The organism is Streptomyces lusitanus (assembly GCF_042647945.1).
Taxonomy (GTDB): domain Bacteria; phylum Actinomycetota; class Actinomycetes; order Streptomycetales; family Streptomycetaceae; genus Streptomyces; species Streptomyces pseudogriseolus.
The window spans coordinates 50,649-73,517 of record NZ_JBHRWL010000001.1; the positions used below are offsets into that span (position 1 = coordinate 50,649).

At 71.0% G+C, this 22,869-nt stretch carries 27 protein-coding genes; 19 read left to right on the plus strand and 8 right to left on the minus strand.

Annotated elements, in window-relative coordinates:
* Positions 1 to 85: 85 nt before the first annotated feature.
* From ACFOSY_RS00270 to ACFOSY_RS00285, 4 genes are all read left to right on the plus strand, one after another.
* The gene (locus ACFOSY_RS00270; protein ID WP_350328463.1) at positions 86 to 193 is read left to right on the plus strand and encodes a putative leader peptide; all 108 of its coding nucleotides are present in this window, start codon (positions 86 to 88) and stop codon (positions 191 to 193) included.
* A gap of 127 nt (positions 194 to 320) precedes the next feature.
* Entirely contained in the window at positions 321 to 1,166 is an 846-nt protein-coding gene (locus ACFOSY_RS00275) for a sulfurtransferase (protein ID WP_394304704.1), read from the plus strand.
* 32 nt (positions 1,167 to 1,198) lie between these two features.
* A complete protein-coding gene (locus tag ACFOSY_RS00280) occupies positions 1,199 to 1,486 on the plus strand; it encodes a DUF1416 domain-containing protein (RefSeq protein ID WP_004986406.1) in 288 nt (95 codons plus the stop codon).
* A 67-nt stretch (positions 1,487 to 1,553) separates the two neighbouring features.
* Complete coding sequence (locus ACFOSY_RS00285; RefSeq protein WP_394304705.1) at positions 1,554 to 1,814, plus strand: DUF3099 domain-containing protein; 261 nt, start codon at positions 1,554 to 1,556, stop codon at positions 1,812 to 1,814.
* Positions 1,815 to 1,819: 5 nt separating this feature from the next.
* Here the strand turns inward: ACFOSY_RS00285 and ACFOSY_RS00290 are convergent, their stop codons facing one another.
* Positions 1,820 to 2,182 (minus strand): DsrE family protein, encoded by a 363-nt coding sequence (locus tag ACFOSY_RS00290; protein ID WP_006133963.1) that lies wholly within the window; start codon positions 2,180 to 2,182, stop codon positions 1,820 to 1,822.
* A gap of 229 nt (positions 2,183 to 2,411) precedes the next feature.
* Here ACFOSY_RS00290 and ACFOSY_RS00295 point away from each other — a divergent pair, with 229 nt between their 5' ends.
* Genes ACFOSY_RS00295 through ygfZ form a run of 3 tightly spaced genes read left to right on the plus strand, consistent with a single transcriptional unit; the run spans position 2,412 to position 4,448 of the window.
* Positions 2,412 to 2,987 carry an FABP family protein gene (locus tag ACFOSY_RS00295; RefSeq protein ID WP_225655656.1) on the plus strand — a complete coding sequence of 192 codons (576 nt, stop codon included), beginning with the start codon at positions 2,412 to 2,414 and terminating at the stop codon, positions 2,985 to 2,987.
* Between the two features lie 48 nt (positions 2,988 to 3,035).
* Positions 3,036 to 3,473 (plus strand): Fur family transcriptional regulator, encoded by a 438-nt coding sequence (locus ACFOSY_RS00300; protein WP_394304706.1) that lies wholly within the window; start codon positions 3,036 to 3,038, stop codon positions 3,471 to 3,473.
* A 9-nt stretch (positions 3,474 to 3,482) separates the two neighbouring features.
* Entirely contained in the window at positions 3,483 to 4,448 is a 966-nt protein-coding gene (gene ygfZ / locus ACFOSY_RS00305) for a CAF17-like 4Fe-4S cluster assembly/insertion protein YgfZ (RefSeq protein WP_031020168.1), read from the plus strand.
* 45 nt (positions 4,449 to 4,493) lie between these two features.
* Here ygfZ and dtd read toward each other — a convergent pair whose 3' ends face one another.
* Positions 4,494 to 4,919: a D-aminoacyl-tRNA deacylase gene (gene dtd / locus ACFOSY_RS00310; RefSeq protein ID WP_394304707.1), complete on the minus strand. Its 426-nt coding sequence runs from the start codon at positions 4,917 to 4,919 to the stop codon at positions 4,494 to 4,496.
* A gap of 177 nt (positions 4,920 to 5,096) precedes the next feature.
* Between dtd and ACFOSY_RS00315 the strand changes: the two genes are divergently transcribed.
* The gene (locus ACFOSY_RS00315) at positions 5,097 to 5,732 is read left to right on the plus strand and encodes an RsiG family protein (protein WP_394304708.1); all 636 of its coding nucleotides are present in this window, start codon (positions 5,097 to 5,099) and stop codon (positions 5,730 to 5,732) included.
* 60 nt (positions 5,733 to 5,792) lie between these two features.
* Positions 5,793 to 7,049, plus strand: a complete 1,257-nt coding sequence (locus ACFOSY_RS00320; protein WP_394304709.1) for a GNAT family N-acetyltransferase — start codon at positions 5,793 to 5,795, stop codon at positions 7,047 to 7,049.
* A gap of 185 nt (positions 7,050 to 7,234) precedes the next feature.
* Here ACFOSY_RS00320 and ACFOSY_RS00325 read toward each other — a convergent pair whose 3' ends face one another.
* Complete coding sequence (locus tag ACFOSY_RS00325) at positions 7,235 to 7,420, minus strand: hypothetical protein (RefSeq protein WP_006133952.1); 186 nt, start codon at positions 7,418 to 7,420, stop codon at positions 7,235 to 7,237.
* Between the two features lie 175 nt (positions 7,421 to 7,595).
* Here ACFOSY_RS00325 and ACFOSY_RS00330 point away from each other — a divergent pair, with 175 nt between their 5' ends.
* Positions 7,596 to 8,510: a winged helix-turn-helix domain-containing protein gene (locus ACFOSY_RS00330; protein ID WP_006133951.1), complete on the plus strand. Its 915-nt coding sequence runs from the start codon at positions 7,596 to 7,598 to the stop codon at positions 8,508 to 8,510.
* A gap of 60 nt (positions 8,511 to 8,570) precedes the next feature.
* Here ACFOSY_RS00330 and ACFOSY_RS00335 read toward each other — a convergent pair whose 3' ends face one another.
* Entirely contained in the window at positions 8,571 to 8,759 is a 189-nt protein-coding gene (locus tag ACFOSY_RS00335) for a hypothetical protein (RefSeq protein ID WP_394304710.1), read from the minus strand.
* 187 nt (positions 8,760 to 8,946) lie between these two features.
* Here ACFOSY_RS00335 and ACFOSY_RS00340 point away from each other — a divergent pair, with 187 nt between their 5' ends.
* The 5 genes from ACFOSY_RS00340 to ACFOSY_RS00360 all read left to right on the plus strand — a co-directional run bounded on the left by ACFOSY_RS00340 (position 8,947) and on the right by ACFOSY_RS00360 (position 14,873).
* Positions 8,947 to 9,828, plus strand: coding sequence for a GntR family transcriptional regulator (locus ACFOSY_RS00340; RefSeq protein WP_394304711.1), 882 nt, complete (start codon positions 8,947 to 8,949; stop codon positions 9,826 to 9,828).
* Between the two features lie 29 nt (positions 9,829 to 9,857).
* Complete coding sequence (locus tag ACFOSY_RS00345; RefSeq protein WP_394304712.1) at positions 9,858 to 10,583, plus strand: HAD family hydrolase; 726 nt, start codon at positions 9,858 to 9,860, stop codon at positions 10,581 to 10,583.
* A gap of 89 nt (positions 10,584 to 10,672) precedes the next feature.
* A complete protein-coding gene (locus ACFOSY_RS00350) occupies positions 10,673 to 11,515 on the plus strand; it encodes a winged helix-turn-helix domain-containing protein (RefSeq protein ID WP_394304713.1) in 843 nt (280 codons plus the stop codon).
* Positions 11,516 to 11,768: 253 nt separating this feature from the next.
* Positions 11,769 to 13,931: an aminoglycoside phosphotransferase family protein gene (locus tag ACFOSY_RS00355; RefSeq protein ID WP_394304714.1), complete on the plus strand. Its 2,163-nt coding sequence runs from the start codon at positions 11,769 to 11,771 to the stop codon at positions 13,929 to 13,931.
* A gap of 93 nt (positions 13,932 to 14,024) precedes the next feature.
* Positions 14,025 to 14,873, plus strand: coding sequence for a hypothetical protein (locus ACFOSY_RS00360; RefSeq protein ID WP_394304715.1), 849 nt, complete (start codon positions 14,025 to 14,027; stop codon positions 14,871 to 14,873).
* 19 nt (positions 14,874 to 14,892) lie between these two features.
* On the opposite strand, the gene ACFOSY_RS00365 is transcribed toward ACFOSY_RS00360, so the two are convergent.
* Complete coding sequence (locus ACFOSY_RS00365; protein ID WP_394304716.1) at positions 14,893 to 15,588, minus strand: FadR/GntR family transcriptional regulator; 696 nt, start codon at positions 15,586 to 15,588, stop codon at positions 14,893 to 14,895.
* A gap of 223 nt (positions 15,589 to 15,811) precedes the next feature.
* On the opposite strand from ACFOSY_RS00365, the gene ACFOSY_RS00370 reads away from it, so the two are divergent.
* The 4 genes from ACFOSY_RS00370 (at position 15,812) to ACFOSY_RS00385 (ending at position 20,299) form a co-directional block, all read left to right on the plus strand.
* A complete protein-coding gene (locus ACFOSY_RS00370) occupies positions 15,812 to 17,038 on the plus strand; it encodes an aminotransferase class V-fold PLP-dependent enzyme (RefSeq protein WP_394304717.1) in 1,227 nt (408 codons plus the stop codon).
* A 104-nt stretch (positions 17,039 to 17,142) separates the two neighbouring features.
* Complete coding sequence (locus ACFOSY_RS00375) at positions 17,143 to 18,438, plus strand: ABC transporter substrate-binding protein (protein WP_394304718.1); 1,296 nt, start codon at positions 17,143 to 17,145, stop codon at positions 18,436 to 18,438.
* Positions 18,435 to 19,466, plus strand: coding sequence for a carbohydrate ABC transporter permease (locus tag ACFOSY_RS00380; protein WP_394304719.1), 1,032 nt, complete (start codon positions 18,435 to 18,437; stop codon positions 19,464 to 19,466). Before ACFOSY_RS00375 ends, ACFOSY_RS00380 begins: the two co-directional genes overlap by 4 nt.
* Complete coding sequence (locus ACFOSY_RS00385; RefSeq protein WP_086680144.1) at positions 19,463 to 20,299, plus strand: carbohydrate ABC transporter permease; 837 nt, start codon at positions 19,463 to 19,465, stop codon at positions 20,297 to 20,299. Before ACFOSY_RS00380 ends, ACFOSY_RS00385 begins: the two co-directional genes overlap by 4 nt.
* Here ACFOSY_RS00385 and ACFOSY_RS00390 read toward each other — a convergent pair whose 3' ends face one another.
* From ACFOSY_RS00390 to ACFOSY_RS00400, 3 genes are all read right to left on the minus strand, one after another.
* Entirely contained in the window at positions 20,300 to 20,914 is a 615-nt protein-coding gene (locus ACFOSY_RS00390; protein WP_394304720.1) for a DinB family protein, read from the minus strand. It abuts the gene before it with no gap.
* Positions 20,911 to 21,852 (minus strand): aminoglycoside phosphotransferase family protein, encoded by a 942-nt coding sequence (locus ACFOSY_RS00395; RefSeq protein WP_394304721.1) that lies wholly within the window; start codon positions 21,850 to 21,852, stop codon positions 20,911 to 20,913. Before ACFOSY_RS00395 ends, ACFOSY_RS00390 begins: the two co-directional genes overlap by 4 nt.
* A 70-nt stretch (positions 21,853 to 21,922) precedes the next feature.
* Entirely contained in the window at positions 21,923 to 22,816 is an 894-nt protein-coding gene (locus tag ACFOSY_RS00400) for a GNAT family N-acetyltransferase (protein ID WP_394304722.1), read from the minus strand.
* Between the last annotated feature and the right edge of the window lie 53 nt (positions 22,817 to 22,869).

The window sequence follows — 22,869 nt, forward strand, 5'->3', positions numbered from 1 at the left end:
CCGTTGTATCGCGGGGTGGACGATCTCGTCTCAGAATGCGACACACCGGTGACAGGGCCGCCCGTCCCTCCCTACGATCGACCCCATGCAGTGTCAGACGAGCGTCCTCCGTCCGAGGGGACAGGCGGATCTCACGAAGCGGCGGGCAGTGGACCTGTGCCGTGTCGCCGCCATGCTCTGTCGCACCTTCTGAGCGGACGCGTCCTCCGTCCGCATTCCCGTTCCGTTCCCTGATCAGGGGACCCGTGCGCCGCCCCGGCCTGGGCGCCGCGCACCCCCGTACGCTCACGCCCCCCGCAACTGCCCCGGAGGAGAACAGCATGGCTCGCAGCGACGTCCTGGTCGACGCCGATTGGCTCCAGGAGCACCTGGACGACCCGACCATCGCGATCGTCGAGGTGGACGAGGACACGTCCGCCTACGACAAGAACCACATCAAGAACGCCGTCCGCATCGACTGGACCAAGGACCTCCAGGACCCGGTCCGCCGTGACTTCGTCGACCAGGCCGGCTTCGAGAAGCTCCTGTCCGAGAAGGGCATCGCCAACGACCACACGGTCGTCCTGTACGGCGGCAACAACAACTGGTTCGCCTCGTACGCGTACTGGTACTTCAAGCTGTACGGCCACGAGAACGTCAAGCTCCTCGACGGCGGCCGCAAGAAGTGGGAGCTCGACGCCCGCGAGCTGGTCCCCGGCGACGAGGTGCCGGAGCGCCCGAAGACCGACTACAAGGCGAAGCCGCAGGACACGTCCATCCGTGCCTTCCGCGACGACGTCGTGAACGCGATCGGCGCGCAGAACCTGGTCGACGTGCGGTCGCCCGACGAGTTCTCCGGCAAGCTGCTCGCCCCGGCCCACCTGCCGCAGGAGCAGTCGCAGCGCCCCGGCCACGTGCCGAGCGCGAAGAACATCCCGTGGTCCAAGAACGCCAACGACGACGGCACCTTCAGGTCCGACGACGAGCTCAAGGAGCTCTACGCCGGCGAGGACGTCGACCTGGCCAAGGACACCATCGCCTACTGCCGCATCGGTGAGCGCTCCGCGCTGACCTGGTTCGTGCTGCACGAGCTGCTCGGCGTGGAGAACGTCAAGAACTACGACGGCTCCTGGACCGAGTACGGCTCCCTCGTCGGCGTGCCGATCGAGCTCGGCTCCGGCAAGTAATCCCTCCCCGACCGACCTCTCAGGAGTAAGACATGTGCGGTGCGAAGGCCGGCGGCCCGGACGCCTCGACGATCAAGCCCGGTGAGACCACCATCCAGGGTCAGGTGACCCGCGACGGCGAGCCGGTGACGGGGTACGTCCGGCTGCTCGACTCGACCGGCGAGTTCACCGCGGAGGTCCCGACCTCCGCGACCGGACAGTTCCGCTTCTACGCGGCGGAGGGCACCTGGACCGTCCGCGCCCTGGTGCCCGGCGGCACCGCCGACCGCACGGTCGTCGCCCAGCAGGGCGGCCTGGCCGAGGTCGCGATCGCGGTCTGAGCAGCCGTACGAAGGGCCGCGTCCGTCGGACGCGGCCCTTCTTCATGTCCGGACCTACGCTGGAGGTATGTACGCGCGCAGGCGGCACGCCTACTTCCTGCTGATGGGCGTTTGCGTCGGGCTGTTCGTCCTGGCCTGGGGCGTCGTACGCCTCTGGTCGGTGCCCGCCGCCGTGGCGATGTGCCTGGTCGCCATGGTGATCCCGCCGGTCGCCGCGATGGTCGCCAACCGGCGCGGCCCCGACGACCGCTGGTGGGACGATCCGTCCGGCGACCCGCAGTCCGACGAGTGGTGGGACGAGCTCGACGGCAAGAAGGGGCCCCGATAGGCGACTCAGTACACGAGGGCCTGGGTGTCGTCCGCCAGGGCCTCCTGCACGAAGACCTGCGCGCCCGCGATCCGCACGCCCTCGACGACGTCCTTCTCCGTGATGTCCCGGCGCGCCGCGCACTGCGTGCACAGCGTGACCCGGCCGGCCGCGAGGACGGAGTCCAGCAGGTCCGGCAGCGGAGCGGAGTGCGGCAGCTCGAACTCGGCGGCCCGGCCCGGCAGCGCGAACCACGCCGACTCCCCGGTGAGCCACAGGGACACCTCGACGCCGCTGGCCGCCGCCACCGCGGCCACCGTGAACGCCTGAGAACAGCGCTCGGGTGCGTCGGCCCCGGCGGTCACCTTGATCACGAGCTTCTTCGCCATGACCGCATGGTAGCCAGGGGCCCACCTCGCACGACGGTGGCCGCACCCCGCCGCGTAAGCTGGGGGCCGGCCCCGTGCAACCCTCGCAACCCGCTCAAGGAGCACCCCGTGATCGCCTTCTTCGAAACCCTGCTGGTCCTGGTCTGTGTCGGCGTCCTCGCCTTCGCCGGGCTGACCGTGAAGAAGCTGTTCCAGGGCCAGCGCTGACCGCGACCAGGAAGTACCCCTCATGATCGAGATCCCGTCCGACCTGCACAAGGACCTCGTCCCGCTCGCCTTCCTCCTCGGCAACTGGGCGGGCGCCGGCGTGCACGACTTCCCCGGTGCCGAGAAGTGCAACTTCGGCCAGGAGGTCACCTTCACCCACGACGGGCGGAACTTCCTGGAGTACACCTCGCACACCTGGGTGCTCGACGGCGACGGCAACAAGGTGCGTCCGCTGGAGTCGGAGCACGGCTACTGGCGCATCGACGCCGACCGCAAGGTCGAGGTGACGATGGTCCGCGACGACGGCGTCGTCGAGGTCTGGTACGGCGAGATGGCCGACAAGAAGCCGCAGATCGACCTGGTGACGGACGCCGTGGCGCGCACCGCCGCCTCCGGCCCGTACACCGGCGGCAAGCGTCTTTACGGCTACGTCAAGAGCGACCTGATGTGGGTCGGCGAGAAGCAGACCCCCGAGGTCGAGCTGCGCCCCTACATGTCGGCGCACCTGAAGAAGGTCGTCACCCCGGAGGAGGTCGAGCGCTGGGCCAAGGCCCTGCCCGACGACATGCCGGACGACGGCATCGCGTTCTTCAAGTAGGCCGTTCGGCCCCGGGATGATCCACACGGCAGGGCCTAGACTCGTGGTGTGGTGAGCACCGACTGGAAGAGCGACCTCAGGCAGCGCGGCTACCGGCTGACGCCCCAGCGCCAGCTCGTGCTCGAAGCCGTCGACACCCTGGAGCACGCGACCCCCGACGAGATCCTCGTGGAAGTGAGGAAGACCGCGTCGGGGGTCAACATCTCCACCGTGTACCGCACGCTGGAGCTGCTGGAGGAGCTGGGCCTGGTCAGCCACGCCCACCTCGGGCACGGCGCGCCGACCTACCACCTCGCCGACCGCCACCACCACCTGCACCTGGTCTGCCGCGACTGCACCAAGGTGATCGAGGCGGACGTGGAGGTGGCCGCCGAGTTCACGGAGAAGCTGCGGGACACCTTCGGCTTCGACACGGACATGAAGCACTTCGCGATCTTCGGCCGGTGCCAGGACTGTTCCCTGAAGACTTCAACTACCGAGTCGTAGGCTAGGCGTATGAAAAGCCCCCTGCTGACCCTGCCCGGCGCCGTCCCCGCCGAGGGCGTGGACGAAGGCGTGGCCGCCCACTACGGCGACCTGTTCCGTGAGCAGCGCGCCCTCGCCGACGGCACCGGCTTCGTCGACCTGTCGCACCGCGGGGTCGTCACCGTCTCCGGCCCCGAGCGGCTCGGCTGGCTCCACCTGCTGCTCACCCAGCACGTGCAGGAGCTGCCGCCGCACCAGGCCACCGAGGCGCTGATCCTGTCCGCCAACGGCCACATCGAGCACGCGCTCTACCTGGTCGACGACGGGGAGACGACCTGGGCCCACGTCGAGCCCGGCACCCAGGAGGCGCTGGTCGCGTACCTGGAGTCGATGAAGTTCTTCTACCGGGTCGAGGTCGCCGACCGCACCGAGGACATCGCGGTGCTGCACCTGCCCGCCGGGTCCATCGCCGAGGCGCCCGAGGGCGTGGCGGTGCGCGAGACGCCGTACGGCAGGGACCTGTTCCTGCCCCGCGACGGCCTGGAGGAGTACGCGCGCACGGCCGGCCCCGCCGCCGGGCTCCTCGCCTACGAGGCGCTGCGCGTCGAGCAGCACCGGCCCCGGCTCGGCTTCGAGACGGACCACCGCACCATCCCGCACGAGCTGGGCTGGATCGGCTCCGCCGTGCATCTGCAGAAGGGCTGCTACCGGGGCCAGGAGACGGTCGCCCGGGTGCAGAACCTGGGCAAACCGCCGCGCCGGCTGGTCTTCCTGCACCTGGACGGCAGCGAGGTGCACCTGCCCGTGCCGGGCACCGAGCTGCGTCTCGCGGACGACGGCCCGGACGGCCGGAAGATCGGCTTCATCACGACCTCCGTACGCCACCACGAGCTGGGCCCGGTCGCCCTCGCCCTGGTGAAGCGGAACGTCCCGGTGGACGCCCCGCTGCTGGCCGGGGACACGGCCGCCGCGCAGGAGACCGTCGTCGAACCCTGAGCCGCGCGGCCCGGGCGGCCCGGGCGGCTCACTTCTCCGGCAGCCTCACATCTCCAGCAGCACGGTGAACGGGCCGTCGTTCGTCAGCGACACCCGCATCTGCGCGCCGAACCGGCCCGTCGCCACCGTCGCGCCCAACGCGCGCAGCCGCGCCACCACCTCGTCGACCAGGGGCTCGGCGAGGTCGCCGGGGGCGGCCGCGTTCCAGGTGGGGCGGCGGCCCTTGCGGGCGTCCCCGTAGAGGGTGAACTGGCTGATCACCAGGAGCGGGGCGCCGGTGTCGCTGCACGACCGCTCGTCCTTCAGCATCCGGATCGACCACAGCTTGCGGGCGAGCTGCGCCGCCTTCTCCTTGGTGTCCTCGTGGGTGACGCCGACCAGGACGCACAGGCCCTCGCCCGCGATCTCCCCGACGGTCTCTCCGTCCACCACGACGCTCGCGCCGTCCACCCTCTGCACCACTGCACGCATACGCCCATGATGCCGGTCGGCGAACAGACGCCCGACGGCAGCCCGCGATCCACCCCGGTCGGGCTATTTTTACTCCTTAGCGCCCATCTGGGGCGGATCGGGGCCACTCGCTCACGTTGCGGCCGCTCGGGGTGGCACGATGCTGGCACATGCCGGTCGAGGGGACGGTTGAGGCACATGAGCACACCGGGGATCGGGCAGTCGTCTGCGGCTGTCGCGTTGACCCAAGGGGGCACCGGGGAGCGGGAGTTCCGCCGGCCGCCCACGCAGCGCACGGACAGCCCCGCGCTGCCCGGGAAAGGGGCGGAGGACGATCTGACCGGGCTGAGCCTGGCCGCGCTGCGCGCGATGCGGCGGGACGCGCAGCGCGACGAGGCCGATCTCAGCTATGTACGGCGGCTGCTCCAGGGGCGGATCGACATCCTGCGCGCGGAGCTGGCCCGGCGTGACCTGCCGGAAGGGGTGCCCGCGGCTCTCACGCCGGGGGAGACCTCGGTCGTGGAGCGGCTGCCGGAAATTCTGCGGGACACGCCCGCGCGCCACCGGTCCTCCGCGCGCCATCTGACGCTGGGCACACCGCGGGGCGAGGAGTACCGGCGGCTGGCCGCCGAGATGCTCGCCGAGGTGGAGCTCTCCGACCTGGGCGCGCGCACGGACGGCGAGCTGCACACCGCGATGGGCCGGCTGGTGGGCTACGAGCAGCAGGTGTCGCGCCGCCGGCAGCGGCTCCAGCGCACCGCCGACGCGTGCGGGGCGGAGATCACCCGCCGCTACCGGGAGGGGGAGGCGCAGGTCGACGACCTGCTGATGTGACCTGAGGGGCGGGGAAAACCACGTCGACACCCGCCCGGGGGCCGACCTACCGTGAGGCCCATGACCTCCCGTGCCGACATCGACGTCCGCCCCATCGACGAGTCCGAGTTCCCCGACTGGAGCCGGGCCATGAACGTCGGGTTCCTCCGGGAACCGACCATCAGCGAGGAGTTCCTCGAGGCGCGCCGGGCGCAGTACACGCCCGGCCGCACGGTGGGCGCCTTCGACGACGGGCGGTGTGTCGCCACCTTCCGTTCCTTCGCGCAGGAGCTCACCGCGGTCGGCGGGGCGGCCGTGCCGGCCGACGCGGTCACGAACGTCACCGTCTCCCCGACCCACCGCCGGCGCGGGCTGCTGACCCGGATGATGGCCCAGGACCTGGCGGCGGCGAAGGAGCGCGGGGACGTCGTCGCCACGCTGATCGCCGCCGAGTACCCGATCTACGGGCGGTACGGCTTCGGCCCGGCCACCTGGGCCACCGAGTGGACGATCGACGTGCCGCGCGCCGGGCTCGACCCGCGCTGGGCGGGCCCGGAGGACGGCGGCCGGCTCGACCTGGTCGACGCCGAGGACATCCGCAAGCTCGGCCCCGAGCTGCACGCGCGGCTGCGCCGGTCCCAGCCGGGCGCGGTCAGCCGCGACGAGCTGTGGTGGCAGCTCACCACCGGCGCCGTGCGCTTCCTTCCCGGGTTCCGCGAGCCCTTCTACGTCGTGTACCGCTCGGCCGCCGGCGAGGTGGAGGGCATGGCCGCCTACACCACGGACGACACCTGGGGCGACGCCAAGCAGCCGCTGAACACCGCCAAGGTGAAGTGGCTGACCGGGGTGACCCCGGCCGCCGAGCGGGCGCTGTGGCGGTACCTGTGCTCGATCGACTGGGTGGTCCGGGTCAAGAGCGGCTACCGGGCGCCCGACGACCTGCTTCCGCACTTCTTGCCCGACCCGCGCGCCGCCGCCGTCACCACCCATGCCGACTTCCTGTGGGTGCGGATTCTCGACGTCGTACGGGCGATGGAGGCGCGGACGTACGGGGCCGCGGGGACGCTGGTGCTCGAGGTGGCCGACGCGGGCGGGCCGGCCGGCGGGCGGTACCGGGTGGAGGCGTCGGCCGACGGCGCGGGGACCTGCGCGCCGACGACCGAGAACCCGGATCTCTCCCTGGACGTGGCGGACCTGGCGACGCTGTGGCTGGGGGACGAGTCGGCGGTGCGGCTGGTGGCGCTGGGCCGGGCCCGGGAAGAACGAGCGGGCGCCGCCCGTGAGGCCGACGCCCTGCTGCGTACGTCCAGGCGACCGTGGTGCCCGGACATCTTCTGAGTGCTGTCGCTGTCCTGAGTGCTGAGTGCTGCTGCTTCCTCCTTCCGCCGGCGGACGGGTGGGCGTGATCGTGCATCCGTAGCGAGCTGTTCAGTTGTGGTTGTGGTTGTGGTGGTGCTGCCCGTCGGCGGGCTCCCGGCTCCCCTCCGGAAGGGAGCCCGGCCGGCGGTCCGTGCGGAGTGCCGTCAGCCGGACTGGGCGAACAGCATCACGAGGATGACCGCGCCGATGCCGCTGATCATGGTGGAGCGCGCCTTGATGCCCACGGTGAGGGCGACGAAGGCGATGATCCCCATCGGGCCGTACTTCCACTGGACGAGTTGCTCGAACCCGATGGCCAGGGCGGCGACGACGACGGCGACGAGCGGCATGGCGGTCCCCCTTTGTCCGGTGGCCTCCCCACCGCCTCCCTGGTATGCCAACCCCTCTGTGGGTCTGCCAGGTTGGGCGAGTTGGTGACCAACTTGTTCTTAGTTATCTCCACTTGGAAGAGTCCTATAACCACCCTCCTCTGAACTGCCGCAAGATGGCGAGAAGTTGTACTGTTTGGCCGTGGAGCCGGAACACGCCTCCGTCAACGGACGGAAGAAGCCACAGCGGCCACAGCGGACGCATCGTGAGGTGGCCGACGAGCTGCGCGCCCGGATCCGGTCCGGAGCGCTGCGGCCGGGCCAGCGCATGCCCACGCAGGCCCAGCTGGCCGCCGAGTTCGGCGTCGAACGGCAGGCCGTGCGGGGCGCGTTGCGCATCCTTCAGTCGGAACATCTGCTGACCAACGTCTCCAAAGGGGCGCCCGCGACGGTCGCCGACCGCGCCGACCGCGTTCCGGCGGGCCCCGCGGCGCCTCCGCAGCCCACCACCGTGGCGCTCGCACCCCGGATAGCCTCGGCCTTCGAGGCGGAGCACGTGGAGATCGACGCCGTCTGCCTCACCGCCGTCTCCCTCACCCTCGCCATCGGGGAGCCGCTGCGGCAGATCCACGCGGGGCGGCTGAAACCGGCCAAGGTCGACGTCCGTGTGCTGCTGCCCAGCCGGAACATCGACCTGGCCTTCCCGGTGCCGGTCGGCGGGCGGCAGGGGGACGAGGACCCGGTGCACGAGCGCTGGCTGGCCCAGCGCAACGCCCAGGGCCAGGTGCTCCGCCACAACCTGCGGGCCCTGCGCGCGACGCACGGGATCGACGTGCGGGTGACCTTCCGGGCACTGCCCTTCACGCCGCCGGTGAAGCTGTATCTGCTCAACAACGCCGAGGCACTGTTCGCCTACTACACGGTGACCCGCACCGAGGCGCTGATCGGCCAGGAGAGCCTGCCGACGTACGACGCGCAGGGCGTACGGTCGATGCTGTTCGCCTTCGAGCAGGGCACGGGACTGCGGGACACGACCTTCGTGGAACAGTCCCAGCTGTGGTTCAACGCACTGTGGGAGACGATCAGTTCGGAGCTGGAGCTCACGGACTGACGTCTCCCACAGGGGTCGGTACGGGCCTGCCACGGTCCCGTGGCGGCCGGGGCGGGCCGGTCACAGGGCCGGGCGGGCCACGAGCAGCGCGAGCAGCACCGCTCCGGCGGAGCTGATGCCCGGCCGGTTCGCGTGGATGCCCACGGTGACCAGCAGCAGACCGAGGAGGCCGGCCGCGCCGTACCTCCACTGGACGAGCTGCTCGGCGGTGACGGCGACGACGGCGGAGATCAGGGCGATGACGGGCATGGTGTACCCCCTTCGGGCGGTGGAGGCGGTGGAGGCGGTGGATCGTCTGGCGGGCGAGGGAGCGGAACGCTAACTTCCGCCAACTCCCCCAAGTTGGCAACCAACTCTGATTAAGTTGTCCCCACTTGGCTCCTACTCATAAACAACTTTCAAACAACTCCCCTTAGATGGATCAAAGTTGTAGCGTTTGGTCGTGGCCCAGGAGAACGTGTCAGTGAACGGCAGCAGCAGGCTCTCGGCCCAGGAGATCGCCGACATCCTGCGGGAACGCATCCGCGGGGGTGAGCTGAAGGCGGGCGACCGGCTGCCCACGCAGGCCGAGCTGGCCGAGGAGTTCGGCGTGGAGCGCGGCACCGTGCGCCAGGCCCTGCGCGCCCTCCAGGACGACGGCCTCCTCAGCAACGTCAGCAAGGGCAGCCCGCCCCGGATCGCCGCGCCCGCGCCCGCCCGGGAGGAGCCCCAGCCGACGATGGTGGGGCTGGCGCCGCGCCTGACGGAGGCGTTCTCCACGCCCCGGGTACGGATCGACGCCGTGTGCCTCACCGCGGAGAGCTTCATGCTGGCGGTGGGCGAGCCGGTCCGGCACATCCACGAGGGACGCCTGCGCCCCGAGGCGATCGACGTCCGCATCATGCTGCCGTCCCGGCGGATCAACCTCGCCTTCCCCGTGCCGGTCGACGGCCGCGACGGCGACGAGGACCCCGTGCACGAACGGTGGCTGGCCCAGCGCAACTCCCAGGCCCGCGTGCTCCAGCACAACCTCCAGGCGCTGCGCGCCACGCACGGCGTCGACGTGCACGTGACCTTCCGGGCGCTGCCCTTCACCCCGCCGGTGAAGCTGTACCTGCTCAACGGCGAGGAAGCGCTGATCGGTTACTACATGCTGACCCGGCGCGAGGAGGAGTGGGAGAGCCAGACCCTGGAGATGTACGACGCCCTCGGCTCCGCCTCCCTCCTCTTCTCCTTCGCCAAGCGGGCCGGCCGGCGGGACCAGGCGTTCGTGGAGGAATCCCAGAAGTGGTTCGACGCCCTCTGGGAAACCATCACGACGGACCTGACACTCTCCTAGTGACTTCTGAGACGCAGCAGACTGAACCGGTGACAACCGAGACCGAGACGGAACCGAACGACCTGCGGAACCTGATCGAAGGCGCCCGGGTCGTGCTGTGGGACTTCGACGGCCCCGTCTGCCGGCTGTTCGCGGGCCACTCGGCGGAACGGGTGGCCCGGGACCTGGTGGAGTGGCTGGAGGGGCAGGGCCTGCACGGCCTGCTCGCGGAGTCCGAGCGCGAGTCCCTCGACCCGCACGCCGTCCTGCGCGCCGTGGACCGCCGGCACCCCGGCAGCGACCTCGTCGCGGAACTCGAGGAACGCCTCACCCAGGAGGAGCTGAAGGCCGCGGCCTCCGCCCGGCCCACTCCTTACGCCGACCCCCTGGTCCGCACCTGGACGGCGGTGGGCGCCCGCCTGGCCATCACCACGAACAACTCGCCGCGGGTGGTGCGTGAGTACCTCACGACACGGGGCCTGCTGGAGTGCTTCGCCCCGCACATCTACGGCCGCACGCAGGAACTCCGTCACCTGAAACCGCATCCGCACTGCATCCACCGGGCCCTGAACGCGATGGGCGCCGCCCCGTCGACGGCCCTGATGATCGGGGACACCCCCTCCGACTTCCAGGCCGCGCGGGCCGCGGGGGTTCCGTTCCTCGGTTATGCCCGCAACGAGCGGAAGAACAAGGTGCTGCGGGACGCGGGGGCGGAGATGATCGTCGACTCGCTGGAACCGGTGCTGAAGCTGGTGCGGGAGCCGCGTCAGGCCTGAATCATCAGGGCGGTGAGCAGGACGGCTGTTTTCCGGCAGGACCGTGGGGAGTTGGTTCGTCGGCGGACTCGAAGCGGTACGTTGCCGGCGTGGCCGGTAGGGGTGGCGAGTCGGGCGGCGGCGGGCGGGAGGCCCAGCGGGTCGCCGACGAGTTGCGCGCGCGGATAGGACACGTTTACCCCCTCCACGCCTTCCTGCCGGCGCAGCGCGCCCTCGCCGTGGAACTGGGCGTCTCCCGTGACACGGTGCAGCGGGCGCTGCGGGAGCTGAGCAACGAGGGATGGATCGAGTCGCGGCGCGGCAGCGGCTCGCGGGTCGTCAAGGTCCAGCGCATCCAGTCGTCGACGGCCAAGGCGACACGCGTGCGCGGTCAAGTGACGCCGGCCCCCTTCATCAGCGAGGCGTTCGAGCAGCCGGAGGTCACGCTCGACGTCTACACCCTCACATCGGAGTCCCTGGACGCCCACATCCGGCTCCAGTCGGAGCGCATCCGCGGTGGCTTCATCTCGCCCCAGCGCATCACCCTCCGTATGCTCCTTCCGGACCCGTCACTTCCGCTGCCGTACCCGCGGGTGAAGGAGGACCCGGACGACTCCCGGATGCGGGCGCGGCTGCGTGCCATCACGGAGACGCACACGGCCTCTCTGGTCGGCGCGCTGAGGGACCTCCAGACCGAGGGCCTGGTCCCCTCCGTCGACGTGCGCATACGACAGGCCCCGCTCACCCCGACCTTCAAGTTCTACCTGTTCAACGCGGTCGAGGCGCTGCACGGCATGTACGAGATCATCGAGCGGCAGCTGGAGCTGGAGGACGGCGAGGTGGTGACCGCGCTGGACGTGCTGGGGCTGGGAGCCACGCTCACTCATCACGTCAAGGACCCAGCCGATCCGGGAGCGCCCGGCACCGTGTTCGTGGACACCATGCAGCAGTGATTCGACTCGGTTTGGAACCACCTCGCCCAGTGACGTGGTGCTGTACGATTCCGGCCACCGATTGAGCAAAAGCTCCACCCCCGTTCGTACCAGGGAGCACATCAGCGACCGGAACGGGCTTCCGTACCTTCGGGCACTTGGGTGACACCCCCCGTCCCGGCGCCGGACGCCATGCGGTTGACTTCCGCATGCGGATACGGAGGCCGCATGCCTACCGTCATTTGTGTCTCCCTCGTACGTCACGGAGCGGCCAGTGGGCGCACCACCTCTTCCCCGACCGGCCCTCGGGGTGCCCACCGCGCCGGACGACTGGCTGCGCGGCTTCGTGGCACGCGCCACCCGGAACGGCACGGCCACCAGCGGTCATCACAACCAGAACTATGTGCTGCCGCTGATGGAGGCGGAGGCGCGCCTGCTGGGCCGTGAGCCGGGGACGTCGGTGACGGTGCGCATCCGCCGGGCCGAGGCGCTGCCGGTGGTGATCAGGACCTGGGACAACGAGGACGAGATCCTCGGGGCGGTGAAGGACGCGCTGCCGCACGTGCCGCAATGTCTCGCCAAGGGCCCCGGTTTCGCCGTCCACAGCTATGTGGAAGGCGTGCCCCTGTCCAGCGTCTGTGGGAACGGCAAACCTCTCGACACGTTGCTCATCCGTGCTCTGGTTGGTCTGCTTGCGCAGATGGCGCAGGTCAGGCGTGCCACTCTGCCCGCGCTACCGCCCCACTGGCCGAGCAACGACACCGACAGCCAGGCGTTCCTGCGCACCCTCGCCCACCTCGCCGACCGGCAGATCCGCCGGCCCAACTGGACTGCGTTCGGTGGACTGTTCGCGGCGCTGGGCATCCCGGAGGACGCCCTGGTCCGGCTGGCCGAGCGCACCCCCGTCATGGCGAGGCGGCCGTACAGCCTGCTCCACGCCGACCTGCACCGCGACAACGTGATCGTCTCCTACGGCGAATCGCTTCCTCTGGTCTGTGTCGACTGGGAGTTGGCGACGTACGGCGACCCCCTCCACGACCTGGCGACCCACCTGGTGCGCATGCACTACCCGGAGCACCAGTGGCCTGAGGTGGTTCACGCCTGGGAGGAGGCCGTGCGCCGCATCCGCCCGGCGGCCGTCAACGGGCTGGCCAAGGACCTCCAGCACTACCTCGACTTCGAGCGCGCGCAGTCCGTGTTCCCGGACGTGATGCGGGCCGCGCGGTCCCTCGAACAGGCGTACTCGCAGAACAACCTCGACGAGGCGACGGCCGAGGTGGACCGGGCGCTGCGCGCGGCCGCGCGCCCGCTCGGCCTGCGGAGCGTGCCCGGGCCGAAGGAGATCGAGCGGGCCCTGTTCCGCTGGCTGGTGTCGCGCGGCGTGCGGCGCGCCGAGGTCGTCGGATGGCTGCCGGACCGGCGCCTCCCGCTGCCGGACTACTTCGGTGAGAGGGAGGTCCTCGACGCCCTGACGGTGGAGGGCGCGGCCCCGGCCGGCCGCGTCTTCAAGGGCACGGCTCACCTCAACACCGTGGTCCGGGTCCCGGGAGTCTGCCACCCGGTCGTCGTACGGCGCATGCTGCCCGACGTCACCCGGCGGGAACCGAACTTCCTCAGCGAGCATGCGGTGCTGCGCAGTATCGAGGAAGCAGGCATCGTCGTGAACGCGCCGAAGGTTCTGGCGCTGGGCGAGACGTACCCGAACGACCCCTTCGCGATTCACACCTACATGGGTCCGGAGGACATCGACCGGCCCCCGAACCATCCGGTGCACGGCCTTCTGCCCCACGAGGCGGACATGTTGGTGGACCAGCTCTGTGCCCTGGCCCAGGTGGACTACAAGCAGCTCGACCCGGCGGCCGGCGAGCCGGGCTTCCACCGCTGGCTCACGGGCGAACTGGTCCGCCTGGTCGCCGAGCTCCCCAGGAAGACACAGCAGCTCGCGCGGCAGCTGGGCCTCCCGGACGCGGGCCGGCTCGACCAGATCCTGTCCCGGCAGGAGGTCAGCCATCGCCGGCCCTCCCTCCTCCACGGCGACCTCAACCCGTGGAACCTGGTGCGCCGGGACGGCGGGCTGAACCTCATCGACTGGGAGATGGCCCTGATCGGCGACCCCCTGTACGACCTGGTCCGTCACATGCACCTCACCCCGACCCGCCCGGAGATCCGGGACCGCATGTTCCGCCGCTGGGAGCGCAGCCTCCCGGCCGCGTACACGCGTGACTGGCAGCAGGACTGGCAGGTGTACCGGCGTCTTGAAGCCGTTCGGTCCGCATACGTGGACCTCGACCGCATCGTCTCCCGGGATGGTCTCGACGCCCCCAACGTCCGCCGCGCGGTCGCCTCGTACGGGGTGACCCTCGCGGTCGCCACCGGCGCCTTGGGCCTTCCCGTCCGTGCCACGACGAACCCCTACCTTGCCCGCGCCCTCGTCTAGAGGGAGCATGTCAAGCCGGTAGCTCGCATGCGTGTCGGTGCGACACACGGAGGGGGGCTCGGCATGCCAGAGCGGGGGATGACCGGCGGAGGTATGGCACAGCGGTTACGCCGAACGCAGGAGCGCTTTGAGCCGCTGGTCACGCGCTTCATTCTCGGGGGAATCTTCGTTGTCGGGCTGGTCGCCCAATTCGTGCAGCCGGTAGGGGACGCGATAGAGGGCAAGGCGTACCTCGGCGGAGCTTTGCTCAGCCTGGTCGGGTACGTGCTGTACGACGCGGTGAAAGATCTCTCCAGCTCCGTGCGGCAACCTGCGCCTGCATCGGTGAACTCCAGCGATCTTGGTGAGTTCGTCAGCGAGGCGTTCAAGGCCCGCAAGGTGGAGGTCAGCTTCCTCGGTTACACGGGGGAGACCCTGCAACACGAGCTCTACAACCGACTGAGGGCCCTGGCGGTCAATCCTGGACAGACACGTGAGGTGTCGATACGGATGCTCGTGCCGGATTTCGAACAGCCCATGGCTGTCCCCGCCCGCGTCGGGCCGGACGGGCAGCATGTGGACGATCCGGCATTCCGGGACCGCCTGCTCCGACGATGTGAGGAGTACGAAGGAGTCCTTTCCGGACTCGCGGACCAGCTCAACCGGCACGGAAACCTCGCTGTCCGGTGCGAGTACCGCTTCTATCCGGGAATACCCGGCCAGAAGATCTGCATCTTCAACCGGGTGCAGGTACTGCACGGCTTCTACGACCTGTCGGTCCGCATGCGTCTCCAGCGCACCGGCCCCGAGTACTACGACCCCAAGGGCTACACCACGGACCTCAACGTCTGCTCGCCCGGCACCGCCGCCTCCGACCCCGTCGTGACGATGTGGAACAAGCATTTCGACGACCTCTGGGCGCTCGCCTCCGTGCCCGGCTGGCGGCGCAGCGCAGCCGCGTGACCAGGCCGGCCGGGCCGGCTCACGCGTCCTCGTCCTCCACCGGCGGCATCAGCGCCCGCAGCCACCGCTCCGTCTGCGCGACGTGCGCCTCCGCCGCGCCCGCCGCCGCGCCCGGGTCGCGGTCGGCGATGGCGGTGGCGAGGACGCGGTGGTCGGCGTCGCTCTTGCGGCGGAGGTCGGGGCCCTCGGGGAGGGTGAAGACCTGGTACTTGCGGGAGCGGGCGCGGAAGACCGCGAGGAGGGAGGCCAGGGTGGGGTTGCCGGCCGCGCGGGCGATCTCCGCGTGGAAGCGGTGGTCCAGCTCGGACGCCTCCGTCGGGTCCTCCGTGGCCTCCATCGCCTCGATGAGGGAGAACAGCGTCCCGATCGTCTCGGGGGTGGCCCGGGCCGCCGCCTGCGCCGCCACGTGCGCCTCCAGGACGCGGCGGATCTCGTAGACCTCCAGCAGGCCCGGCAGGGGCAGGAGTTGGAGGGTCAGGGACAGGCTGCCGATCAGGTCCTCGGGGCGCAGCTGCGAGACGTACGTGCCCGAGCCGTGGCGCGGCTCGATCACGCCCAGCGCCGCCAGCATCCGGACCGCCTCGCGCAACGAGCCCCGGGAGACGCCGAGTTCCTCGCAGAGGTCCGCCTCGGGCGGAATGCGCTCCCCGGCGCCGAGCCGCCCCGTGGCGATCATGTGGCGCAGGCCGTGGAACGCCTTGTCGACTGCCGACATCCGTTGCCTCCCCTGGCGGGCCGCGTCCGGCGCGCCCGCCCGAAGTGCACTGTAGCGGGCGGAGAGGTCAGATGACTTCGGTGCAACATTCCCGAGTCATCTGATTTCTTGTGGCTCACAGGTCTTGTCATGGCCGAAAATGCCGTGCCACCATCCCGAGTCATCATACGTCTTGGCCTTCGGGTCTCCCGTTGGTCCGATGTCCCTCGCGGATGGGAGTCATGTGAGCGAGACCGACGTCAGCACCGCGCCCCGCCCCCTGCTGCTGGCCGACGGCCGGCCCGCGGTGGACGCGTGGTCCCTGGACCCCGCTCTGCGCCACCTCAACCACGGTTCCTTCGGCGCCGTCCCCCTGGTCGCCCAGGAGCGGCAGAACGCGCTGCGGGCGGAGATGGAGCGGGCGCCGGTGGTGTGGTTCCCCGAGCTGCCGGGGCGGATCGCGGCGGCCCGGACCGGTATCGCCGCGTTCCTCGGCGCGGACGCGGGCGACCTCGCCCTGGTGCCCAACGCCAGCGCCGGCGTGAGCGTCGTGTACGCGAACCTGGAGCAGAGGGCCGGCGGCGAGATCGTCGTCACCGACCACGGCTACGGCGCCGTCACCATGGGCGCCGAACGCCTCGCCCGCCGCTGGGGCGGCCGGGTCCGCACCGCGCGGGTGCCGCTGGACGCGGACGAGGAGCAGGCGTACGAGGCGGTGATGGCCGAGGTCGGCGACGCCACCGGCCTCGTCGTCGTCGACCAGATCACCTCGGCGACCGCCCGCAGGCTCCCCGTGGAGCGGATCGGCGCGGAGGCGGCCCGGCGCGGTGTCCCGTTCCTCGTCGACGCCGCCCACGCACCCGCCCTGCTCGCCGCCCCCCTCGATGGCCTGACCTGCGACTTCTGGGCGGGCAACCTCCACAAGTGGGCCTGCGCCCCGCGCGGCACCGCCGCCCTGGTCGCCCGCGGCCCGCTCCGCGACGGCCTCCACCCGCTGATCGACTCCTGGGGCGCGCCCGACCCGTACCCGGACCGGTTCGACCAGCAGGGCACGCTCGACGCCACCAACTACCTCGCCGCGCAGACCGCGTTGGACTTCGTCGACAGCACCTGGGGCTGGGACACGGCCCGCCGCTACATGGACGAGCTGGCCTCGTACGGCGAGCGGGTGGTGGCCGCCGCCGTCACCGCGCTGACCGGCGAGGACGCCCGCGTGGACGTCGGGATGCCGGTGCCGGGCATGCGGCTGGTGCGGCTGCCGGACGGTCTGGCCGACAGCCGGGTCGCCGCGGACGCGCTGCGCGACCGGGCGGCGGCGGAGCTGGGCGTCGAGGCCGCGTTCACCGCGTTCGGCGGCACCGGCTACGTACGGCTGTCCGCGCATCTCTACAACACCGCCGAGGACTACGAGTACTTCGCCGAGCGGTGCGTGCCCCTGCTCGGCGAGTGGGCCCGCGCCGCCCGCCCCTGAGCCCCCCGATGTCCCGATCCTCCGATCCCTCCATCCTCCGCACCCCCCGTCTCTGCGCCTCCCCCCGCCCGTCGCCCCCGTCCCCGAAGGAAGAGGTCAGCACGATGAGAAGAAGGACGGCAGCTCTCGCGCTCGGCACCGCCGCCGCGATGGTCCTGACCGGCTGCTCCACCATGAGCCCCGGTGAGAGCGGAACGGTCACCCTCAACATGGTGGAGAGCCTGACCAACCCCGCCCGCACCGATCTGCTCGAGGAGCTGATCGCCGACTTCGAGAAGCAGAACCCCAAGATCAAGATCAAGCTGGTCTCGCCGCCCACCGAGCAGGCCGACCAGAAGCTTCAGCAGATGCTCCAGTCGGGCAGCGGCGTCGACGTCCTGGAGGTCCGCGACATCACCGTCGGCCCCTGGGCGAACAACGGCTGGCTGTACGACATGAAGAAGGACCTGGCCGGCTGGAAGGGCTGGGAGGCGCTGACCGACAACGCCGTCGCGGCCTCCGAGGACGACAAGGGCCGCACGTTCTTCGTGCCGTACGGCTTCTACGGGCTGAGCCTCTTCCACCGCACCGACCTGATCGAGGAGGCCGGCTTCGACAAGCCCCCGGCCACCTGGGACGAGCTGCTGGAGCAGGCGTCGAAGATCCACGACCCGTCGTCGCGCCGGTACGGCTACGCCTTCCGCGGCGGCGCCAACGCGCACAGCAACGCCACGGCCGCCATCGAGGCGTACGTCGCCGACCGGATCGACCCGGCCAACGGCTATCTGCTGAAGGACGGTACGACGATCTTCTCGGCGCCCGAGGCGCTGGACGCGATGGAGATGTACCTGAAGCTGTTCAAGGAGGCGTCGCCGAAGTCGTCGGTGGCCTGGGGCTACCCGGAGATGGTGGAGGGTTTCTCCAACGGTTCGACCGCGTTCCTGCTCCAGGACCCCGAGGTCATCGCCACCGTCTCGGAGTCGAAGTCGATCGACGCGAACCAGTGGAGCACCGCGCCGCTGATGGCCGGGCCCACCGGGAAGACCGTGCAGCCGCTGGCGACCGCCGGGTGGGGTGTCGCGGAGGGCAGCGAGCACAAGGCCGAGGCCGTGAAGCTGGTGCAGTTCCTCTCCGAGGGTGAGGCGTCGACGCGGTTCACCAAGGGGAACAGCCTGGTGCCGATCCTGAAGGCGGCGGCCGAGGACGAGTTCTACCGCACGGGTCCGTGGGCCAGCTACGTCACCATGACGGAGAACCCGGACCGGTACCTGGTCGTCACCCAGCCGCGCGGGGTCGCGTGGTGGACGGAGTGGCAGCAGCGCGCCGACACGGACGTGCAGAAGATGATCCTCGGCAAGCTCACGCCGAAGGAGCTGCTGGCCGGCTGGGACGCGTACTGGACCGAGAAGTGGAAGAAGTGACCATGTCCGGTACGTCCACGCCCACGTCCGGCGTGACCGCGGCGCCCTCCGTCCGCAAGGAGGGCGCCCGCCCGGGGCCGGGCGGCGCGGGAGGCCGCAGGCGGCGGGAGTTCACCGCCCGGCGCGGTCTGGTCGTCGCCGCGTTCATGGCGCCGGCGGCGGTCTTCGTGGCGGTGTTCACCTACTACCCGATGATCGCCGGCAGCCAGATGGCGTTCCGGAACTGGAACCTCACCGACCTCACGGACACCTCGTGGGTGGGGATCAAGAACTTCCGGGAGGTCTTCACCGACCCCGCGTGGGGCACGGTGCTGAGCAACACCGCGCTGTGGGTGGTCGGTTCGATCGTGCCGCAGCTGGTGATCGGGTTCGCGCTCGCGCTGTGGCTGCGGCGCAGGTTCCGCCTCCGCGGGCTCTACCAGGCGCTGATCTTCTTCCCGTGGGCGATCTCCGGGTTCCTCATCGGCATCCTGTTCCGCTGGATGTTCAACAGCGAGTTCGGCGTCGTCAACGACCTGCTCCAGCGGGCGGGCCTGATCGACGAGCCGGTCGCCTGGCTGGCCGACCCCGACACCGCCATGATCGCCGTGCTGGTCGCCAACGTCTGGTACGGGGTGACCTTCTTCGCGATCATGATCCTGGCCGCGCTCCAGTCGATCCCGGACGAGCTGTACGAGGCGGCGGCGCTGGACGGCGCGGGCAAGGCGCGGACGCTGTTCCGGATCACCATCCCGTACATCCGCGTGACGCTGGTGCTCACGGTGCTGCTGCGGGTCATCTGGATCTTCAACTTCCCCGACCTGATCTTCGGCATGACCGGGGGCGGGCCGAACGACGAGACGCACATCGTGACCACCTGGATGATCAAGATCACGCAGCAGGGCGACTACGGCAAGGCGTCCGCGCTGGGCCTGCTGGTGGTGGCGGTGCTGCTGGTGTTCGCCACGTTCTTCCTGACGGCGACACGGGAGCGGGGCGGCGGCCGTCGGGGCGCCGGAAGGACCGGGAAGCGAGGGGTGCGGGCATGATCGGCAAGGAAACCTCGGCCGGCCGGGCCGCGAAGTTCACCTTCCTCGGGCTCTGGCTCGTCTTCTCCCTCTTCCCGCTCTACTGGATCACCGTCACGTCCCTGAAGGACCCCGGTGACATCTTCACCTTCCCGATCGCCTACTGGCCCGAGCGGTTCTCCCTGGAGAACTACCAAGGCCTGTTCGGCAAGGCGGACTTCGGCACGTACCTGGTGAACAGCCTGGTCGTGTCGACCGTCGCGGGCGCGGTGGCCACCGCCGTCTCGACGCTCTCGGCGTACGTCCTCGCCCGGTTCGAGTTCCGCAGCAAGTCCGCGCTGCTGATGGCGTTCCTGGTCACGCAGATGATCCCGTCGTTCATCGCGCTGGGCCCGCTGTACCTGCTGATGACCGACCTCCGGCTGGTCGACAACCCGCTCGGGCTGATCCTGGTCTACATCGCCGTGTGCATCCCCTTCTGCACGGTGATGCTGCGCGGCTTCTTCGAGAACGTCCCGGACGCGCTGGAGGAGGCCGCGATGATCGACGGCCTGTCCCGGCTCGGGGCGCTGCTGCGGGTGCTGCTGCCGGTGATGCGGCCGGGGATCGTCGCCGCGTTCATCTTCAACTTCGTCAACTGCTGGAACGAGCTGTTCCTTTCGGTGACGCTGATGAACAGCGACGAGAACAAGACGGTGCCGACCGCGCTCAACGGCTTCATCTCCAGCTTCAACATCGACTGGGGTTCGATGTCCGCGGCGGCGGTGCTGACGATCCTGCCGACGATGGTGCTGTTCGCCTTCGCCAGCCGGCACATCGTGCAGGGGCTGACGGCGGGGGCGGTGAAGGGCTGATCACGGGGTGGCGCGGTCCGGGCGCTCGGCGGCCTCCCGCGCCGCCCGGTCCAGCCGGGCGCGGTAGGCCGCCCACCAGGCGGGATCGGCCGACGGCAGGCTGGTGGCTCCCGGCCGCTCGCCCGTCGCGCCGTCCAGGTGCTCTCGCAGGATGTCGGCGTGGCCCGCGTGCCGGCTGGTGTCGGCGATGACGCGGACCACGGCGTGGTGCAGGGTCAGCCCGGCGCGGTCCTCCGGCCACCACGGCACCGTGCCGGTGGTGTCCAACGGCAGCGCCGCGATCGTGGCGTCCGCGTGCGCCCAGGCCCGCCGGTACAGCCCGACGACGTCGCCGCGCGTCTCGTCCGGGCCGGCCCACATGTCCGCGTTGACCTCCGCCCCCTCCGCGAGCCACGGCAGCGGCTCCCCGGAGGGCCGCCCGAACGTGTCCCCGAGGTACCCGAGTTCGACCCCGGCCGCGTGCTTCACCAGCCCGAGCAGATTGGTCCCGGTCGGCGTCAGCGGCCGCCGGACGTCGTACTCGGACAGCCCTTCCAGCTTCCACAGCAGCGCGTCCCGCGCCTCCTGGAGATAGCGGTGCAGGTCGGCCTTGGCGGCATCAGAGAGCGTCGTCATGGGGCCAGTGTGTCGGCAAGCGGCTCCTCGGTCCCTCCAGTCGCTTCGAGAATCGCCGCGAGGCGGCTGCGGCACTCCCGCGCGAACTCCGGGAAGGTGTGCCAGTAGTACGGGATGCCGGCGACGGCGACCGCGATCGCCCAGGCGCGGGCGCGGAGCCAGGTCGGGGTGTCGAGAGCCAGGGCGTCCCAGTAGGCGCGGCGGGCCTCGGGCGGGAGGTCCCAGACGGGGGCGTGCTCGGCGTCGGGGAGGCCGACGGAGAGCGCGCCGAAGTCGATCACGGCGTGGAGCGCGCCGTCGCGGGCCAGGAGGTTGGCCGGTCTGAGGTCGCCGTGGAGCCAGACGTGCGGTCCGGCGGGGTCGGGCAGGGCGAGCGCCTCCCGCCACAGCCGCTCCAGCGTGTCGACGTCGAGGTCTAGCCCCTCGACGCCCCGGCACGCGTCGAAGCACGGCCGGACCCACTCGTCGCACGGCGCCAGGGTGCCCCCGCGATACCAGGACAGGCCGTCCTCCCGCGTCGCCCCCATCAGGTCGACGCGGTGCAACTCCCGTACGAACTCCGCCAGGTCCGCGCCGAAGGCGTCCCAGTCGCGGACCGTGTCCGGGCCGACGTCCTCGCCGTCGATCCAGCGGTGGACGGCCCAGGGGACCGGGTAGGCGTCGGTGGGCGTCCCGGCGTGCACGGGTTCCGGCACCCGGCGGGGGAGACGGGGCGCGAGAAGGGGCAGCCATCGCTGCTCCTTGCGCAGCGACGGCCCGCCGTCCGCCGTGCGGGGCAGGCGGACCAGCAGGTCGTCGCCCAGCCGGTACATGGTGTTGTCCGTGCCCGCGCCGGCGGCCCGCAGCGGCAGGTCCGCCCATCGCGGGCACTGCGCCCGCAGCAGCGACCGGACGAGGTCCTCGTCGACGGCGATCTCGTTCTCGTGCAGCGACGTCACCCGGGAAGTCTGGTCCCCACGCCGAGCGGGAGGCCACCGCTTTTCGGGGGTGCCGTCCGCGCCACCGCCCCTAGCCGGCAGTCTGCCCGTCGTACCCGAAGTCGTACGTGAACCGGTACCCCGCGCAGTCCGTGAGACGGACGTAACCGAGGCGCTGGTACAGGGCGTTGCTGGTCGGGTTGGCCGGGTCCGCGTACAGGACGACGTCCGTGGCGCCCGCGTGGAGTGCCGCCCGGCTCACGGCGGCCGTCACCGCGCCCGCGTGGCCGTGGCCCCGGTGGCGGGCCGGGGTGTAGACGGGGTCGACGCGGACCATGCCGCCGGTGACCGGGGTGACGGCCGCCATGGAGACGGGGGTGCCGTCCTGGGTCCGCCAGAAGGTGAAGTGCCGGTCGCCGAAGCGGGAGCGGGTCCAGTCGCCGGCGTCGATCAGGTCGATCGACGGCTGTTCGCCGACCTCGACGCAGAACTCCCGGCACCAGTCCACCACGAGGTCGCGCTCCGCCGCCCCCGCGGCCTGGGCCCGGCCCTCCGGGTGCGGGCGGGGCGGGGTGAGCGTGCCGAGGCGGTAGAGGTGCGTGTGCCAGAACAGCTCGGGCGTCGCGCCGGTGTGTTTCCGCCAGGCCGAGGCGAAGGCGTCGGCGGTGTCCTGGTCGGCGACGACCTGGGCGGGGGAGTGGCCGTCGGCCGCCAGGCGGGCGGCGAGGGCGCCGGCGTCGTCGGGGGTCAGCGGGGTGAGGCCGAGACGGCCGCGCGGGGTGAGGTAGCAGACCGCGCGGACCTCGCCCCCCGTCTCCAGCCGGCCGAGGACGCAGGGGCCCGCGCCGGGGAGGCGGAGCTGGCGGAGCTTCTCGACGTCCGTCAGCGGTGTGGTGTGCAGGGCGGGCCGTGAGCGCAGGAGGTCGCCGGCCCGGGTGAGGAAGTCCTCGACGTCGGTGGTGAGATGCCAGTGGTCCGGGAGCATGCCTCATCGTGCCGGACGCGGGACCGGGCGAGCGGGGGTTCGCGCCGATCCCG

Excerpts from the sequence above, each read along its gene's own strand:
- ACFOSY_RS00280 (WP_004986406.1), top strand. The coding sequence starts at position 1,199 with ATGTGCGGTGCGAAGGCCGGCGGCCCGGACGCCTCGACGATCAAGCCC.
- ACFOSY_RS00275 (WP_394304704.1), top strand. The coding sequence starts at position 321 with ATGGCTCGCAGCGACGTCCTGGTCGACGCCGATTGGCTCCAGGAGCAC.
- ACFOSY_RS00400 (WP_394304722.1), bottom strand. The coding sequence starts at position 22,816 with ATGCTCCCGGACCACTGGCATCTCACCACCGACGTCGAGGACTTCCTC.
- ACFOSY_RS00365 (WP_394304716.1), bottom strand. The coding sequence starts at position 15,588 with ATGTCGGCAGTCGACAAGGCGTTCCACGGCCTGCGCCACATGATCGCC.
- ACFOSY_RS00325 (WP_006133952.1), bottom strand. The coding sequence starts at position 7,420 with ATGCCGCTCGTCGCCGTCGTCGTCGCCGCCCTGGCCATCGGGTTCGAG.
- ACFOSY_RS00295 (WP_225655656.1), top strand. The coding sequence starts at position 2,412 with ATGATCGAGATCCCGTCCGACCTGCACAAGGACCTCGTCCCGCTCGCC.
- dtd (WP_394304707.1), bottom strand. The coding sequence starts at position 4,919 with ATGCGTGCAGTGGTGCAGAGGGTGGACGGCGCGAGCGTCGTGGTGGAC.
- ACFOSY_RS00390 (WP_394304720.1), bottom strand. The coding sequence starts at position 20,914 with ATGACGACGCTCTCTGATGCCGCCAAGGCCGACCTGCACCGCTATCTC.
- ACFOSY_RS00290 (WP_006133963.1), bottom strand. The coding sequence starts at position 2,182 with ATGGCGAAGAAGCTCGTGATCAAGGTGACCGCCGGGGCCGACGCACCC.
- ACFOSY_RS00270 (WP_350328463.1), top strand. The coding sequence starts at position 86 with ATGCAGTGTCAGACGAGCGTCCTCCGTCCGAGGGGACAGGCGGATCTC.
- ACFOSY_RS00385 (WP_086680144.1), top strand. The coding sequence starts at position 19,463 with ATGATCGGCAAGGAAACCTCGGCCGGCCGGGCCGCGAAGTTCACCTTC.
- ACFOSY_RS00375 (WP_394304718.1), top strand. The coding sequence starts at position 17,143 with ATGAGAAGAAGGACGGCAGCTCTCGCGCTCGGCACCGCCGCCGCGATG.
- ygfZ (WP_031020168.1), top strand. The coding sequence starts at position 3,483 with ATGAAAAGCCCCCTGCTGACCCTGCCCGGCGCCGTCCCCGCCGAGGGC.
- ACFOSY_RS00360 (WP_394304715.1), top strand. The coding sequence starts at position 14,025 with ATGGCACAGCGGTTACGCCGAACGCAGGAGCGCTTTGAGCCGCTGGTC.
- ACFOSY_RS00285 (WP_394304705.1), top strand. The coding sequence starts at position 1,554 with ATGTACGCGCGCAGGCGGCACGCCTACTTCCTGCTGATGGGCGTTTGC.
- ACFOSY_RS00320 (WP_394304709.1), top strand. The coding sequence starts at position 5,793 with ATGACCTCCCGTGCCGACATCGACGTCCGCCCCATCGACGAGTCCGAG.
- ACFOSY_RS00315 (WP_394304708.1), top strand. The coding sequence starts at position 5,097 with ATGAGCACACCGGGGATCGGGCAGTCGTCTGCGGCTGTCGCGTTGACC.
- ACFOSY_RS00335 (WP_394304710.1), bottom strand. The coding sequence starts at position 8,759 with ATGCCCGTCATCGCCCTGATCTCCGCCGTCGTCGCCGTCACCGCCGAG.